Genomic DNA, 13,504 nt, shown 5'->3' with positions numbered 1-13,504 from the left:
GCCGGGCGCCGCTCTACGCCCGTCCTGACCTGCCCGGATCGGTCTGGTGCCGTCCCTGCGGATGGTGGCCTTCGGCGCGGTCTTCTGGAGGGCGGCTGTCACCTGCTCGCCTCCCGCCGTGGCGCGGGTGGCTGCCTTGGCCGCTGGTCGCTTCTCCCGCGCAGGTGGTGCGCCGTACGGCGGCGCCGTCTTCGCCGTCCCGGTGCCCGCCGCGTCGGCGCCGTGTGTTGGATGCGGCGGCGGGTTAGGACGGCGCTCCGGCCGATGTGGAAGGGACCCGCCCGTGCCGGCGGGTGGCCGGGCGGGGTGACCGCCGGTCTTCGTAGACACTCGTCCGCTCCAGACCATGCCGATTCGGCGGGCGGGTCGGTGGGGCTTGGGTCAGGCGCAGACCGGGAGGGACGGGTTGTCGTGGGTGCGTACCGCGGGGAGCCAGGCGGTCCCGCCCGGGACGGTGTCCAGGCGGACGCGGAGCCAGCGGGTCGTGCCGACACCGGTCTCGTCCTCCACGTGGTCGCCCTCGAACAGGACGCAGTCGGCGCTGAGGACGTCGTCGTGCCAGACGCGGTGGCTGACCACGTTGGCGGCGTCGTACTTCAGGTACGGGTCGCGGGCCAGGCCCATGCTGCAGGCGGGCACCCGCTTCTCGCTGGCCCGGCAGGCGCCCTCGATGTTGTAGACCCGCACGTCAGCGCTCGGGCGGGCACCCGGAGGGGTGCTCACGACGACCGGCGGGCCGGTGGGTGCGGAGGAGCGTGCCGGAGTCGCCGGGCCCCCGCCCGGCGGTGTCGAAGGGCCGGCGGCCCTCGACCCCTCACCCATCTTCGCCGTGATGACGATCGTCACGGCCAGCGTGGCGAGGGTCGCCGCCGCCGCCACGACGGCCAGCCCCGTCCGCCGGTCGCGCGACCGCGCGCCCCTGCCCGCCGGCGCCCCCACCGACACAGTGGACCGCCACTCGACGTCCACCATCCCGGCCTCCCGGGCCCCGGTGTCCCCTGGCCCCGCGCCTGCGCCCTGGGTGGCGTCGTGCCTGACGGCGGCGTCCTGGGTGGAGGCGCTTTGGGCGGCGTCGTGCCGGACGGCGGCGTCCTGGTGCTCGGGCGCGGTGGGTGTGGGGGACGAGCCTCGGGAGGCGTCGGCCAGGGCCCACAGGCGGTGGAGTTCTCGGAGTTCCTCGTTGCTCGCGCCGCACGCCTTGGCGAAGGCGTGCGCCGGGCCGTAGCTGGAGGGGATCTTGCTGCCCGCGCAGTAACGGTGCAGGCTGGAGCGGCTGATGCCGGTGCGGTTGGCGAGCACCCCGAAGCTCACTCCCGCGCGGTCCTTGAGCACCCGCAAACGGGCGGCGAACTGGTGCGCTTCCCCCGGATTCGTCATAGCGCCTCCATGATAAGGAGCCGCGCCTTCGGCCGCGGAACAGCCATCCCACCCGTGTCCCAGCAGGTCCATCTTCTGCGCAGCTCGCGGCGTATTGGGACGTCTCAGCATCCCACCTCGACCGGTTTCCTTGCTAGCGGTTACCGCTCCCGGCAAGCGTTGGGCCCGGCGGCGACGGGGCGCGGGAATCCGGTACCGCACCGCCGTCACCACCGGTCCATCCACAAGCACGAGGAGAGGAAAACACGATGAAGACGACCATCGCCAAGAGCGCGGCACTCAGCATCGCCGCGGTCGGTTCGCTGCTGGTTGTGCCCGCGGCCGTCCACGCGTCCCAGGCGAGCGCCGCCGCCGTCCCGGTCTCGTGCGCCGGGATGGTGAACCCGGTCAACGCCACGGGCACCGCCACCGCCAAGAGCGCCGCGATGCCGAACGGCCAGACGCTGGAGCTGCGGTACGGGCGCGTCGGCTCCACGCAGTACGCCTGGTCGCGCATTCTCAACTCCCGCAACGGCGACCGGCTCTGGATCGACATCTCCGGAACCGGTGGAAGCTCGTGGACGCAGTGCGACCTGCGGACCCTGAACAGCGCACGCAACTACGGCAACGCGCTGAAGACCAGCAGCAGCTCCCAGGTGTGCATGCGCGCCGGCGCTCGTCCGGCGGGGGCCTCGTCGTCCTACCTCACCGACTGGTGGTGCTGACGCCTGAGGGCTGGACGGGGTGCCGGCTTCCGTGCGGCGCGGCATGGCCGCTCGCGGGGGCCCGTACGGGCTCGGCGCCCCGGGCCGCGGCTGACGCGGCTGTGGAATGACCCAGGGCCCAGCCTTGGGACGGCCTCCCCCCGAATGCCGTCCCCGGCTGGGCCCACCCTCGGGTCAGGTGCCGAGGGCACCGGCGCGCGGAAGGGCTCACGATCACGCCGGTCGGCCTTCCCCTGGGTCACCATGAAGGCCGCAGAACTCATCATGTGGGTTCGACCGCCCCGGGGGAACGACCCTTGCGCATTCGTGCACGACACTTGGGCACTCTTGACCCAGGCGCCCCGCCCGCACGGGCGCCGGGCCCGGAAGGGCCGAGATTCCCCGGGGCGCGAGCTGGGGGGCGCGAGGCCAGGGGAGGGTGAAGCCCGGGAGTGGAGAGGCCCCGGGAGCGCGAGGCCCGAGAGCACGAGGCCCGAGAGCACGAGGCCCCGGGAGCGGAGAGGCCCAAGAGGCGCGAGGCCCCGGAAGCGGAGAGGCCCCCAAGAGCGCGAGGCCCCGGGAGCGCGAGGTCCCAAGAGGCGCGAGGCGCCGGGAGCGGAGAGGCCGCCAAGAGCGCGAGGACTCTGGGAGCGGGAGGCCGGGGGCGAAGGCGGGGGTCCGGGCGGGGGCGCGGGCGGGGAGAATGGGCGGGGAGAATGGGCGGGTGACCCGAGTCATCGCAGGGAGCGCGGGCGGGCGGCGCATCGCCGTGCCGCCGGGGCGCGGTACGCGGCCGACCAGCGACCGCGCCAGGGAAGGGCTGTTCTCCACGATCGGCTCCCTCCTGGGCTCGCTCGACGACGCCAGGGTGCTCGATCTGTACGCCGGGTCGGGCGCGGTGGGCCTGGAGGCGTTGTCCAGGGGCGCGGCGCACGCCACGCTGGTGGAGTCCGACACGCGGGCGGCGCGCACCATCAGGCAGAACGTCGAGGCGCTCGGGCTGGCCGGGGCGGTCGTCCTGGCCGACCGGGCCGAGCGTGTGGTGGCGGGGCCGTGCGCGGAGCCGTTCGACCTGGTGTTCGCCGACCCGCCGTACGCGGTCGCCGACCCGATGGTGCTGCGGGTGCTGGAGGGCCTGCGCGACAACGGCTGGCTCGCCGAGGACGCGCTGGTCGCGGTGGAGCGCGAGTCACGCGGCGGCGACCTGCGCTGGCCCGGGGGCTTCGCGGCCGAGAGGGTCCGTCGCTACGGCGAAGCGGCCGTTTGGTACGGTCGCGCCGCCGGGAACCAGTGAAACTGGGGGTACACCTTGCGTCGCGTCGTCTGTCCGGGGTCCTTCGACCCCGTCACCAACGGTCACCTCGACATCATCGGCCGCACGTCCAGGTTGTACGACGAGGTCGTGGTCGCCGTGCTGATCAACGTCGAGAAGAAGAGCCTGTTCACCGTGGAGGAGCGTGTGGAGACGCTCCAGGCGGTGACCAAGGAGTACGGCAACGTGCGCGTGGACAAGTTCCACGGCCTGCTGGTCGACTACTGCAAGCAGCAGGGCATCCCGGCGATCGTCAAGGGGCTGCGCGCGGTCAGCGACTTCGACTACGAGTTGCAGATGGCCCAGCTGAACTACCGGATGTCGGGCGTGGAGACGCTGTTCATGTCGACCAACCCCGAGTACTCCTTCCTGTCGTCGAGCAGGCTCAAGGAGATCGCGCGGTACGGCGGCGACGTTTCCGGCCTGGTGCCCGATCTGGTGCACCGGATGCTGGTCGAACGGCTGCGTGGTTGAACCCTGGTATTGTTGCTCATCGGCCTTGTACGACGGCGGTGGTTCGCCATGCCTCAAGAGATCGGGAAGACACTGCGTAGCCTCGACCCCCGAGCCCCCTGGGTGATCTCCACTCACGATCTGGGTCGGCGACCGGGGTCCATGCGCGAGTCGGCCCGAGCACTCCCGGCACCGGCGAACCTCGGCGTCGGCATGATCGGCGTCCCTCAGGGCGCCGACGTCGAGCTGGAACTCCGGCTTGAGGCAGTGATGGAGGGCGTGCTCGTCACGGGCACGGCGCGGGCGCCGCTCGGCGGAGAGTGCTCGCGTTGCCTGGATCCGCTGACCTCGGAGATCGAGGTCGGGTTCCAGGAGCTCTACTTCTACTCGGCGGAGGACGCCGCGGAAGACGACTCACTCCTCGACGGCGAACTGCTCGATCTGGAGCCGACCTTCCGCGACGCGGTGGTGCTCGCACTGCCGTTGAGCCCGGTCTGCGGTGACGACTGCCCCGGGCTCTGCACGGAATGCGGTGCCAAGCTGGCCGAGGCCGGCTCTGACCACCGGCACGAGAAGACCGACGCCCGTTGGGCGGCGTTGCAGGGCCTTAGAACATCGGATAACCAAAAGGACCAGGAGGGTTGACGTGGCCGTCCCGAAGCGGAAGATGTCGCGGAGCAACACCCGCTCCCGCCGCGCGCAGTGGAAGACCGCCGCGCCGGCGCTCGTTAAGTGCAACCAGTGCAGGTCGCCGAAGCTGCCGCACGTGGCATGCCCGACCTGCGGCACGTACAACCGCCGTCAGGTCATCGAGCCGTCGGCCTGATTCACGCCCGCGGCGGCCGGTGAGCCGGCCGGATGCCCGTCATCCGGCCGGGTAGACCGACCTCCGCGCAGGCGTGCGGTGGCGGTTCGCCCGCGGCCGTGGTGGGCGCCGGATTGCCGCAATCTCCCGGCGTCCACCACGTTTTCGGGCATTTCCCGCGTTCCATCCGCCATCGCGACCATGGTCGTGACGAATTCGCGTGACGGCCGGAGAATTGCGTCCGAGGAGGAGACGTGGCCGCAGGTGGAAAGCCGGTACCCGTAGAGATCGCGAGAGACGAGCTCGGCCGTGAGCTCGCCATCGAGCTGGACGAGGCATTGCTGGAGCGGGCGCTGACCCACCGCTCCTACGCTTACGAGAACGGTGGCCTGCCCACCAACGAGCGCCTGGAGTTCCTGGGCGACTCCGTGCTGGGCCTGGTGGTCACCGACACCCTGTTCCGCGGCCATCCCGACCTGCCCGAGGGGCAGCTGGCCAAACTGCGGGCCGCGGTCGTCAACATGAGGGCGCTCGCCGACGTCGCCCGCGCGCTCGACCTCGGCCGGTTCACCCGGCTCGGCCGGGGCGAGGAGGGCACCGGCGGCCGCGACAAGTCGTCCATCCTGGCCGACACCCTGGAAGCCGTGATCGGCGCCGTGTACGTCGACAAAGGGCTCGACGAGGCGTTCCGCGTCGTCCACCTGCTGTTCGACCCGCTGATCAAGCGCTCCGCCTCCCTCGGCGCCGGGCTCGACTGGAAGACCTCCCTGCAGGAGCTGACCGCCTCCGAGATGCTCGGCGTCCCCGAGTACCACGTCGACGAGAGCGGGCCCGACCACGCCAAGTCGTTCACCGCCGTCGTGCGGGTCGGCGGCCAGGAGTACGGCTCGGGCGCCGGGCGCAGCAAGAAGGAGGCCGAGCAGCAGGCCGCCGAGGCCGCCTGGAACGCCATCCGCGCGCGCGGCGAGGCCCAGCAGAAGCTGGAGAAGGCGACCACCTGACGCCATGCCCGAACTGCCGGAGGTCGAGGTGGTGCGGCGCGGGCTCGCCCGCTGGGTCGCCGGCCGCACCATCGTGATGGCCGAGGTCCTGCACCCGCGCGCCGTCCGCAGGCACGTGCCCGGGTCGGCGGAGTTCGTCGGACGGCTCGCGGGCCGCACGGTGACCTCCGCGGAGCGCCGCGGCAAGTACCTGTGGATGCCGCTGGACGCCTCCGACGCGCTGCTGGCCCACCTCGGCATGAGCGGGCAGCTCCTGGTCGTCGACCCGGGCTCGCCGCTGGAGAAGCACCTGCGCGTGCGGCTGGCCTTCTCCGACGACGGCCCCGAGCTGCGCTTCGTCGACCAGCGCACGTTCGGGCACCTGCTGGTGGCCCCCATGGCGCCGCTGGCGCGTCCGGTGCCAGAGCCCATCGCGCACATCGCGGCCGACCCCCTTGAGGAGGCCTTCGACGACGACGCGTTCGCGCTGCGGCTGGCCTCCCGGCAGACCGAGGTCAAGCGGGCGCTGCTCGATCAGTCGCTGATCAGCGGGGTGGGCAACATCTACGCCGACGAGGCGCTGTGGCGGGCCCGCTTGCACGGCGGCTTCCCCACTCGGGCGCTCACCCGGCCGAAGATCGACGAGCTGCTGGCGGCGGTCCGCGAGGTGATGGGCGAGGCCCTCGGCCAGGGCGGCACCTCGTTCGACAGCCTGTACGTCAACGTGAACGGCGAGAGCGGCTACTTCGACCGGTCGCTCAACGTGTACGGCCGGGAGGGGGAGCCGTGCGCCCGCTGCGGCGGCGCGGTCCGGCGGGAGGCCTTTATGAACAGGTCCTCCTTCAGTTGCCCCCGTTGTCAACCTCGGACGGCGGCGTGAGCGCCCCCGGCGGCGTCGACTCGGGTCGGGTACGGCTCAACGCGTGGGTGCGCGGCCGGGTTCAGGGGGTCGGTTTCCGCTGGTGGACGCGCGCGCGGGCGCTGGAGCTCGGGCTGGTGGGCTCGGCGTCCAACCTCGCCGACGGCCGCGTGGAGGTAGTCGCCGAGGGGCCGCGCGAGGCCTGCGAGCGGCTCCTCGCCCTGCTCAGGGGCGGTACGACCCCCGGCCGGGTCGACGTCGTGGTGGAGCGCTGGTCGGCGGTTCGCGGTGATTTCGGTGGTTTTGTGGAGCGCTAGCCGCTTCCCTGAAACCCCTTAAATGGTGTATATTTACATGTCGGGAGTGCCCATTGGTGTATTCATGGGGAGCGTTCAACTTGACCGCCTCCATCGCCGGTGCGACTCTTGAGAGGAAACACGCGCACCCCTCCCGCGGCAAGAAGTGCGCGACCCAGTTTGGTCACTCAGCGTGGAGGACCCTTAACCATGGCGAAGGCTCTACTCGGCCACGTCGGCGGTCTCGACCCTCGTATGGTCTCGGAAGTTCGCCGTCTCCAGCAGCGAATCCGTGATCTCGAGGCTGAGCTCACAAGGCTCCAGGCCCAGAACGACGCGCTCGCGCAGTCGCGCGACGAGGCGTTCACCCGTCTGCAGGACCGCGAGCCGGCCCTCACCTGAGGTTCGGTGCGGCAGTACACCGTCAGGGACGCCCCGCAAAGGCGTCCCTTGTCATTTCCCCATCCGGCGACGCCGGCCTCCGGCGCGCCCAGGGGCCCGCGTAGGCCGTCTCTCCCCGTCAAGGCTCCTCAGAGTGACTCCTGTCGACTCCTGAGCCGGTAGTCTGCCCCGCAGGGATCGGCCGGAGAGCCTTCCGGCGGTCCCGCAGCAGACGGGGAGGCGGCGGGTGTATCTCAAGAACCTCACGCTGCGCGGCTTCAAGTCCTTCGCCTCGGCGACCGCCCTGCGGTTCGAGCCGGGCATCACCTGCGTGGTGGGGCCGAACGGCTCGGGCAAGTCCAACGTCGTCGACGCCCTGGCCTGGGTCATGGGCGAGCACAGCGCGAAGTCGCTGCGCGGCGGCAAGATGGAGGACGTCATCTTCGCCGGCACCTCATCCCGCCCGCCGCTCGGGCGCGCCGAGGTCACGCTGACGATCGACAACACCGACGGCGCACTCCCCATCGACTACACCGAGGTCACGATCAGCCGGCTGATGTTCCGGTCGGGCCAGAGCGAGTACGCCATCAACGGCGACACCTGCCGCCTGCTGGACATCCAGGAGCTGCTGTCCGACTCCGGCATCGGCCGCGAGATGCACGTCATCGTCGGCCAGGGCCAGCTCGACACCGTGCTGCACGCCGGGCCCGAGGAGCGCAGGGCCTTCATCGAGGAGGCCGCGGGCGTCCTGAAGCACCGCAAGCGCAAGGAGAAGGCGCTCCGCAAGCTCGACGCCATGCAGGCCAACCTCACCCGCGTGCAAGACCTCGCCACCGAGCTGCGCCGCCAGCTCAAGCCGCTGGGCCGCCAGGCCGAGATCGCGCGCAAGGCGGCGGTGATCCAGGCCGACCTGCGTGACGCCCGCCTGCGCCTGCTCGCCGACGACGTCGTCCGGTTGCGCACCCACCTCGACCGCGAGGCTGCCGACGAGGCCGCCGTCCAGGCCAGGCGCACGGAGGTCGAGGGCGACCTGGCGCGCGGCCAGGCCCGCGAGGCCGAGCTGGAGGCCGCCGAGGGCGCCGTCCAGCCGCGTCTGGCCGCCGCGCAGGAGACCTACTACCGGCTGGCCGGCCTGAAGGAGCGTCTGCACAGCGTCCGCACCGTGGCCGCCGAGCGGCACCGCCACGCGGTCGAGGCCGCCTCCATCGAGCGGCGCGGGCGCGACCCCGAGGACTACGAGCGCGAGGCCGCCGAGGTGCGCGAGCGCGAGCAGGCGCTGGCGGCCGAGGTCGAGCAGGCCGAGGAGATCCTCCAGCAGGCGGTCGACCGCCGTTCCGACGCCGAGAGCGCCCTGGCCGCCGAGGAGCGGCGGCTGGCGGCCGAGGCCAGGGCCGCGGCCGACCGGCGCGAGGGCCTGGCCCGCCTGCGTGGCGAGGTCGCGGCGGTGCGCGGGCGCGCCCGGGCCGCGGAGGAGGAGATCGGGCGCCTGGCCAAGGCGGTCGAGGAGGCCCGGCAGCGCGGCGAGCGCGCCCGCGAGGAGCACGACGCCCTGCAGCTCGCCGAGCCCGCCGCAGACCCGTCGCTCGCCGCCGAGCTGGCGAAGGCGCAGCAGGACGCCGAGCAGGCCTCCGCCGCGGTCGAGGAGGCCCGTGCGGCGGCGCAGGAGGCCAAGGCCGCGGTGGAGGGCCCGCGCGGCGCCCTGGCCGCGGCGCGTTCGGCCGTGGCCGCCGCCCGCGGCGCCGACCAGGAGGCCCAGCGGGCGATCGCCGCCCTGGAGGCCCGGCGCGACGCCCTGCGCATGGGCCTGTCCCAGGGCGCCGACGGAGGCGCCGCGCTGCTGGCGGCCGGGCTCTCCGGCGTGCTCGGGCCGCTGGCCGCGATGATGTCGGTCGAGCCGGGGGCCGAGCCGGCGGTGGCCGCGGTGCTCGGCGCCGCGGCCGAGGCCGTGGCGGTCGAGTCGCTGTCGACCGCCGTGGACGCCATCGAGCTGCTGCGGTCCGACGACGCCGGCAGCGCCGGCCTCGTCGTCGCCTCGGGCGCCGCCGCCTCCCGGCCCCAGGCCGTCGACGGCGCCCGGTGGGCGGCCGATCTCCTCACGGTGCCCGACTCCTTGCGCCCCGCCGTGGAGTCGCTGATGCACGGCGTCGTCGTGGCCGACGACGTCACCGTGGCGCGCAAGCTGGTGGAGCAGCGCCCCGACCTGCGGGCCGTCACCTGGTCGGGCGATCTCGTCGGCGCCTACTACGCCAAGGGCGGCTCAGGGGGCGGCTCCTCGGTGCTGCAGGTGCGCACGGCCCTCGACCAGGCGATCGCCGACCTCGAGGCCGCGGGCGCCACCGCCGAGGTGCGCGCCGCCGCCCTGGAGGAGGCCGCGGAGGCCGAGCGCGCGGCCCAGGCCGCCCTGGAGGCCGCACAGGCGATGGCGGGCCAGGCCCAGACGGCCGTCGACGGCGCCCAGGCGGGGGTGAGCGCGGCGCGTGCCGCGCTCGACACCGTGCGGGCCCGGCAGCGCGAGGCCGACCAGCGGGTCGCCGCCGGGGCGCGGCGGCTGGCCCAGCTCGACGCGGCGGCCGTCGCCGCGCGCGAGGAGGGCGAGCGCCTGGCCAGGAGCGTCGCCGCCGCCGAGGCGGCGCGCGACCACCACCTCGCCGGGGTCGTCGAGCTGGAGGAGAACCTCGCCGAGGCCGAGTACGCCGACGAGCTGACGGCCGAGCCCACCACCGAGACGCGTGACGAGCTGGCGGCCGTCTGCGCGGTCACCCGGCAGGCCGAGATGGAGGCCCGCCTCGCCGTCCGCACGGCCGAGGAGCGGGTCAGAGGGCTGCACGGCCGCGCCGACCAGCTCATGCGGGCGGCCCGCCGCGAGCGCGAGGAGCGCGCGGGCGCCGCCGCGCTGCGTGAGCGGCGCCGGGCGCAGGCCCGCGTGGCCGAGGCCGTCGTGCGCGACGCCGGGCGGGCGCTGGAGGCACTGGAGGTCTCCCTGGCCCTGGCCGCCGGCGAGCGCGAGGAGGCCGAGCGGGCCCGCGGCGAGGTCGACGCCGAGCTCAAGGCCGTGCGCGTGCGGGTGCGCGAGCTGTCCGCCGAGCTCGACGGGCTGGTCAATCGCGTACACGGCAGCGAGGTGGCCCGCACCGAGCAGCGCCTGCGCCTGGAGCAGCTCCAGACCCGCGCCATGGACGAGTACGGCGTCGAGGTGGAGTCCCTGGTGGCCGAGTACGGCCCCGATCAGGCGGTGCCCGGCCCCGACGGCGAGCCAGCTCCGTACGACCGCGCGGAGCAGGAGAAGCGGGCCAGGATCGCCGAGAAGCAGATGAACCAGCTCGGCAAGGTCAACCCGCTGGCCCTGGAGGAGTTCGCGGCCCTGGAGGAGCGGCACGCCTTCCTCAACTCCCAGCTCGAAGACCTGCGCAAGACCCGGCGCGACCTGCTCACCGTCGTCAAGGAGGTCGACGAGCGCGTCGAACAGGTCTTCTCGGCGGCCTATGAGGACGTCGCCCGGGAGTTCGAGGCCATCTTCGGGCGGGTCTTCCCCGGCGGCGAGGGGCGCCTGGTGCTCACCGAGCCGTCCGACATGCTCACCACGGGCGTGGACGTCGAGGCGAGGCCGCCCGGCAAGAAGGTCAAGCGCCTGTCGCTGCTGTCGGGCGGGGAGCGCTCGCTGACCGCCGTCGCGTTCCTGATCTCCATCTTCAAGGCGCGGCCGTCGCCGTTCTACGTCATGGACGAGGTGGAGGCGGCGCTCGACGACACCAACACCCAGCGCCTGCTCACGTTGTTCGAGGAGCTGAGGCAGAGCTCGCAGCTCATCGTCATCACCCACCAGAAGCGCACCATGGAGATCGCCGACGCGCTGTACGGCGTGAGCATGCGCGGGGACGGCGTCACGCAGGTCGTCAGTCAGCGGCTGCGGGAGCGCGAGACCGCCTGACCGCCCGCGTTCCACCGGATAGGTCACGAAATGTCGTGATAAGCGGAGCGGTGTGGGCGAGCCGAGGCCCGACCATGCCCGGCCGTCTGGGAAACTGACTTCTTGTGGATGGGTATCTCGGCATCATTCTGATCGTCCTCCTCATCGCGGTCCTCGCGGTGGGCGGCATGCTCCTGCTCTTCAGGCCCAGGGACAGGCACGCCCCACCGGTCGCGCCCCCGCCGCCGGCCGCCCCTGAGCAGGAACGGGCCCCGGCCGCCGGGGTGGTCGAGGACGACGCCGCGACCACCACCGTGCCGCCGCCCGCCAGGCCGGTGGAGCCCGTGGCGCCCCCGGCGCCCGTCATCGAGATCCCGCCGCCGTCCGCCGGCCGCATGGCGCGGCTGCGCGCCCGGCTCGCCCGCTCGCAGACCTCCCTGGGCAGGGGGCTGCTGGAGCTGCTGTCGCGCGACCGCCTCGACGACGACGCCTGGGACGAGATCGAGGACAAGCTGATCAGCGCCGACATGGGCGTGGCGCCCGCGCGGGCGATCGTCGAGGAGCTGCGCACCAAGGTCAAGGTGCTCGGCTCGCGCTCGCACGACGAGGTGCGCGCGCTGCTGCGCGAGCAGCTCCTCACCCAGGTCGGCGCCGACATGGACCGCACGCTGCGCACCGAGCCGCACGGCGGGCGGCCCGCCGTCGTGCTGGTGGTCGGCGTCAACGGCACCGGCAAGACCACGACCACCGGCAAGCTCGCCCGCTCGCTGATCGGTGACGGCCGCACGGTCCTGCTGGGCGCGGCCGACACCTTCCGCGCCGCCGCCGCCGACCAGCTCCAGACCTGGGGCGAGCGCGTCGGCGCGGAGGTCGTGCGCAAGGACGAGGGCGCCGACCCCGCCTCCGTGGCTTTCGACGCCGTCAGCAGGGGCATCGACGACAACGTCGACGTCGTGATCGTCGACACCGCCGGCCGTCTGCACACCAAGACCGGCCTGATGGACGAGCTGGGCAAGGTCAAGCGGGTCGTGGAGAAGAAGGCCGCGGTCGACGAGGTGCTGCTGGTGCTCGACGCCACCACCGGCCAGAACGGCATGCGGCAGGCCCAGGTGTTCGCCGAGGTGGTGAACGTCACCGGCATCGTGCTCACCAAGCTCGACGGCACGGCCAAGGGCGGCATCGTGATCTCGGTCCAGCGCGAGCTGGGCGTGCCGGTCAAGCTGGTGGGGCTCGGCGAGGGCCCCGACGACCTGGCGCCGTTCGACGCCGAGGTCTTCGTGGACGCCCTGCTGGGCGAGTAGGGCCCTTCAGAACTCCAGGAACGAGCGGAGCCGCCGCAGCGGGGGGTCGATGTCGATCCCCCGCTCGGCGAGCCAGGCGTCGTCGTCGTAGGTGTGCCGGTAGCGTTCGCCGCCGTCGCAGATCAGGGTCACCACGCTGCCCCGCTGCCCGTTCTGGCGCATCTCGTTGATGATCTGCACGGCGGCGGCGACGTTCGTGCCGGTGGAGCCGCCGACGTCGCGCCCGGTGGCCTCGCGCACCCAGCGCATCGCGGCGATCGAGGTGGCGTCCGGCACCCTGACCATGCGGTCGATCACCGTGGGCAGGAACGACGGCTCGACGCGCGGCCGGCCGATGCCCTCGATGCGGGAGCCGGGCGCGGTCGCGCCGGTGTCCCCGCCGACCCACGAGGGGTAGAAGGCCGAGCCCTCCGGGTCGACCACGGCCAGGCGCGTGGCGTGCCGGCGGTACCTGATGTACCGGCCGATCGTGGCGGACGTGCCGCCGGTGCCGGCGCCGACGATGATCCAGGACGGCTCGGGGTGCCGTTCGAGGGCCATCTGCTGGTAGATGCTCTCGGCGATGTTGTTGTTGCCGCGCCAGTCGGTCGCCCGCTCGGCGTAGGTGAACTGGTCCATGAAGTGGCCGCCGCTCTCCTCGGCCAGGCGGCGCGACTCCTCGTAGATGGTGCCGGGGTCCTCCACGAGGCGGCACTTGCCGCCGTAGAACTCGATCAGGGAGATCTTCTCTGGGGAGGTGGTCGCGGGCATCACCGCCACGAACGGCAGGCCGAGCATGCGGGCGAAGTAGGCCTCGCTGACCGCCGTCGAGCCGCTGGAGGCCTCCACCACGGTCGTGGAGGGGCCGATCCAGCCGTTGGCCAGGCCGTACAGGAACAGCGAGCGGGCCAGCCGGTGCTTGAGCGAGCCGGTCGGGTGGACCGACTCGTCCTTGAGGTAGAGCTCCACGCCCCAGCGCGGCGGCAGCGGGAAGACGTGCAGGTGCGTGTCGCAGCTTCGGTTGGCGTCCGCCTCGACGGTGCGGATCGCCTCGGCCACCCAGGCGCGCGCGGCGCGGTCATGTCGGTCCACATGTCTCACACCCCTACGTTAACCTGTCTTGCCGTTCTGTGACCCTTAGCACACTTTCTTCCCATTTGAGCGTTATCTG

Annotated in this window: 13 protein-coding genes; 11 read left to right on the top strand and 2 right to left on the bottom strand. The window is 72.9% G+C overall.

Annotation, left to right across the window (positions count from 1 at the left end; all coding sequences use genetic code 11):
• Window positions 1-381: 381 nt before the first annotated feature.
• On the bottom strand, window positions 382-1,377 hold the full coding sequence (locus PYR91_RS19390; protein ID WP_279781418.1) for a helix-turn-helix transcriptional regulator: 996 nt from the start codon (window positions 1,375-1,377) through the stop codon (window positions 382-384).
• Window positions 1,378-1,625: 248 nt separating this feature from the next.
• On the opposite strand from PYR91_RS19390, the gene PYR91_RS19385 reads away from it, so the two are divergent.
• From PYR91_RS19385 to ftsY, 11 genes are all read left to right on the top strand, one after another.
• Window positions 1,626-2,081: a hypothetical protein gene (locus tag PYR91_RS19385; protein ID WP_279781416.1), complete on the top strand. Its 456-nt coding sequence runs from the start codon at window positions 1,626-1,628 to the stop codon at window positions 2,079-2,081.
• A gap of 703 nt (window positions 2,082-2,784) precedes the next feature.
• On the top strand, window positions 2,785-3,354 hold the full coding sequence (gene rsmD, locus PYR91_RS19380; RefSeq protein WP_279781415.1) for a 16S rRNA (guanine(966)-N(2))-methyltransferase RsmD: 570 nt from the start codon (window positions 2,785-2,787) through the stop codon (window positions 3,352-3,354).
• A 15-nt stretch (window positions 3,355-3,369) separates the two neighbouring features.
• Window positions 3,370-3,846 carry a pantetheine-phosphate adenylyltransferase gene (gene coaD / locus PYR91_RS19375; protein WP_279781413.1) on the top strand — a complete coding sequence of 159 codons (477 nt, stop codon included), beginning with the start codon at window positions 3,370-3,372 and terminating at the stop codon, window positions 3,844-3,846.
• A gap of 48 nt (window positions 3,847-3,894) precedes the next feature.
• The gene (locus tag PYR91_RS19370; protein ID WP_279781411.1) at window positions 3,895-4,470 is read left to right on the top strand and encodes a YceD family protein; all 576 of its coding nucleotides are present in this window, start codon (window positions 3,895-3,897) and stop codon (window positions 4,468-4,470) included.
• Window position 4,471: 1 nt separating this feature from the next.
• Window positions 4,472-4,651: a 50S ribosomal protein L32 gene (gene rpmF / locus PYR91_RS19365; protein ID WP_279781409.1), complete on the top strand. Its 180-nt coding sequence runs from the start codon at window positions 4,472-4,474 to the stop codon at window positions 4,649-4,651.
• A gap of 266 nt (window positions 4,652-4,917) precedes the next feature.
• On the top strand, window positions 4,918-5,631 hold the full coding sequence (rnc, locus tag PYR91_RS19360; RefSeq protein ID WP_279781774.1) for a ribonuclease III: 714 nt from the start codon (window positions 4,918-4,920) through the stop codon (window positions 5,629-5,631).
• 4 nt (window positions 5,632-5,635) lie between these two features.
• Window positions 5,636-6,490, top strand: a complete 855-nt coding sequence (mutM, locus tag PYR91_RS19355) for a bifunctional DNA-formamidopyrimidine glycosylase/DNA-(apurinic or apyrimidinic site) lyase (protein WP_279781408.1) — start codon at window positions 5,636-5,638, stop codon at window positions 6,488-6,490.
• Complete coding sequence (locus PYR91_RS19350) at window positions 6,487-6,786, top strand: acylphosphatase (RefSeq protein ID WP_279781406.1); 300 nt, start codon at window positions 6,487-6,489, stop codon at window positions 6,784-6,786. Before mutM ends, PYR91_RS19350 begins: the two co-directional genes overlap by 4 nt.
• Window positions 6,787-6,975: 189 nt before the next feature.
• The gene (locus PYR91_RS19345; protein ID WP_279781404.1) at window positions 6,976-7,167 is read left to right on the top strand and encodes a hypothetical protein; all 192 of its coding nucleotides are present in this window, start codon (window positions 6,976-6,978) and stop codon (window positions 7,165-7,167) included.
• Window positions 7,168-7,393: 226 nt separating this feature from the next.
• Window positions 7,394-11,074 carry a chromosome segregation protein SMC gene (gene smc / locus PYR91_RS19340; protein ID WP_279781402.1) on the top strand — a complete coding sequence of 1,227 codons (3,681 nt, stop codon included), beginning with the start codon at window positions 7,394-7,396 and terminating at the stop codon, window positions 11,072-11,074.
• A gap of 104 nt (window positions 11,075-11,178) precedes the next feature.
• Window positions 11,179-12,354 (top strand): signal recognition particle-docking protein FtsY, encoded by a 1,176-nt coding sequence (gene ftsY / locus PYR91_RS19335; protein ID WP_279781401.1) that lies wholly within the window; start codon window positions 11,179-11,181, stop codon window positions 12,352-12,354.
• 6 nt (window positions 12,355-12,360) lie between these two features.
• Here ftsY and PYR91_RS19330 read toward each other — a convergent pair whose 3' ends face one another.
• Entirely contained in the window at window positions 12,361-13,425 is a 1,065-nt protein-coding gene (locus tag PYR91_RS19330) for a PLP-dependent cysteine synthase family protein (RefSeq protein ID WP_279781399.1), read from the bottom strand.
• Window positions 13,426-13,504 lie beyond the last annotated feature (79 nt).

This window comes from Sphaerisporangium sp. TRM90804, from assembly GCF_029846175.1.
GTDB lineage: Bacteria > Actinomycetota > Actinomycetes > Streptosporangiales > Streptosporangiaceae > Sphaerisporangium.
This window is presented reverse-complemented; position numbering and strand designations above follow the sequence as displayed.

Excerpts from the sequence above, each read along its gene's own strand:
- PYR91_RS19390 (WP_279781418.1), bottom strand. The coding sequence starts at position 1,377 with ATGACGAATCCGGGGGAAGCGCACCAGTTCGCCGCCCGTTTGCGGGTG.
- PYR91_RS19385 (WP_279781416.1), top strand. The coding sequence starts at position 1,626 with ATGAAGACGACCATCGCCAAGAGCGCGGCACTCAGCATCGCCGCGGTC.
- PYR91_RS19370 (WP_279781411.1), top strand. The coding sequence starts at position 3,895 with ATGCCTCAAGAGATCGGGAAGACACTGCGTAGCCTCGACCCCCGAGCC.
- mutM (WP_279781408.1), top strand. The coding sequence starts at position 5,636 with ATGCCCGAACTGCCGGAGGTCGAGGTGGTGCGGCGCGGGCTCGCCCGC.
- PYR91_RS19345 (WP_279781404.1), top strand. The coding sequence starts at position 6,976 with ATGGCGAAGGCTCTACTCGGCCACGTCGGCGGTCTCGACCCTCGTATG.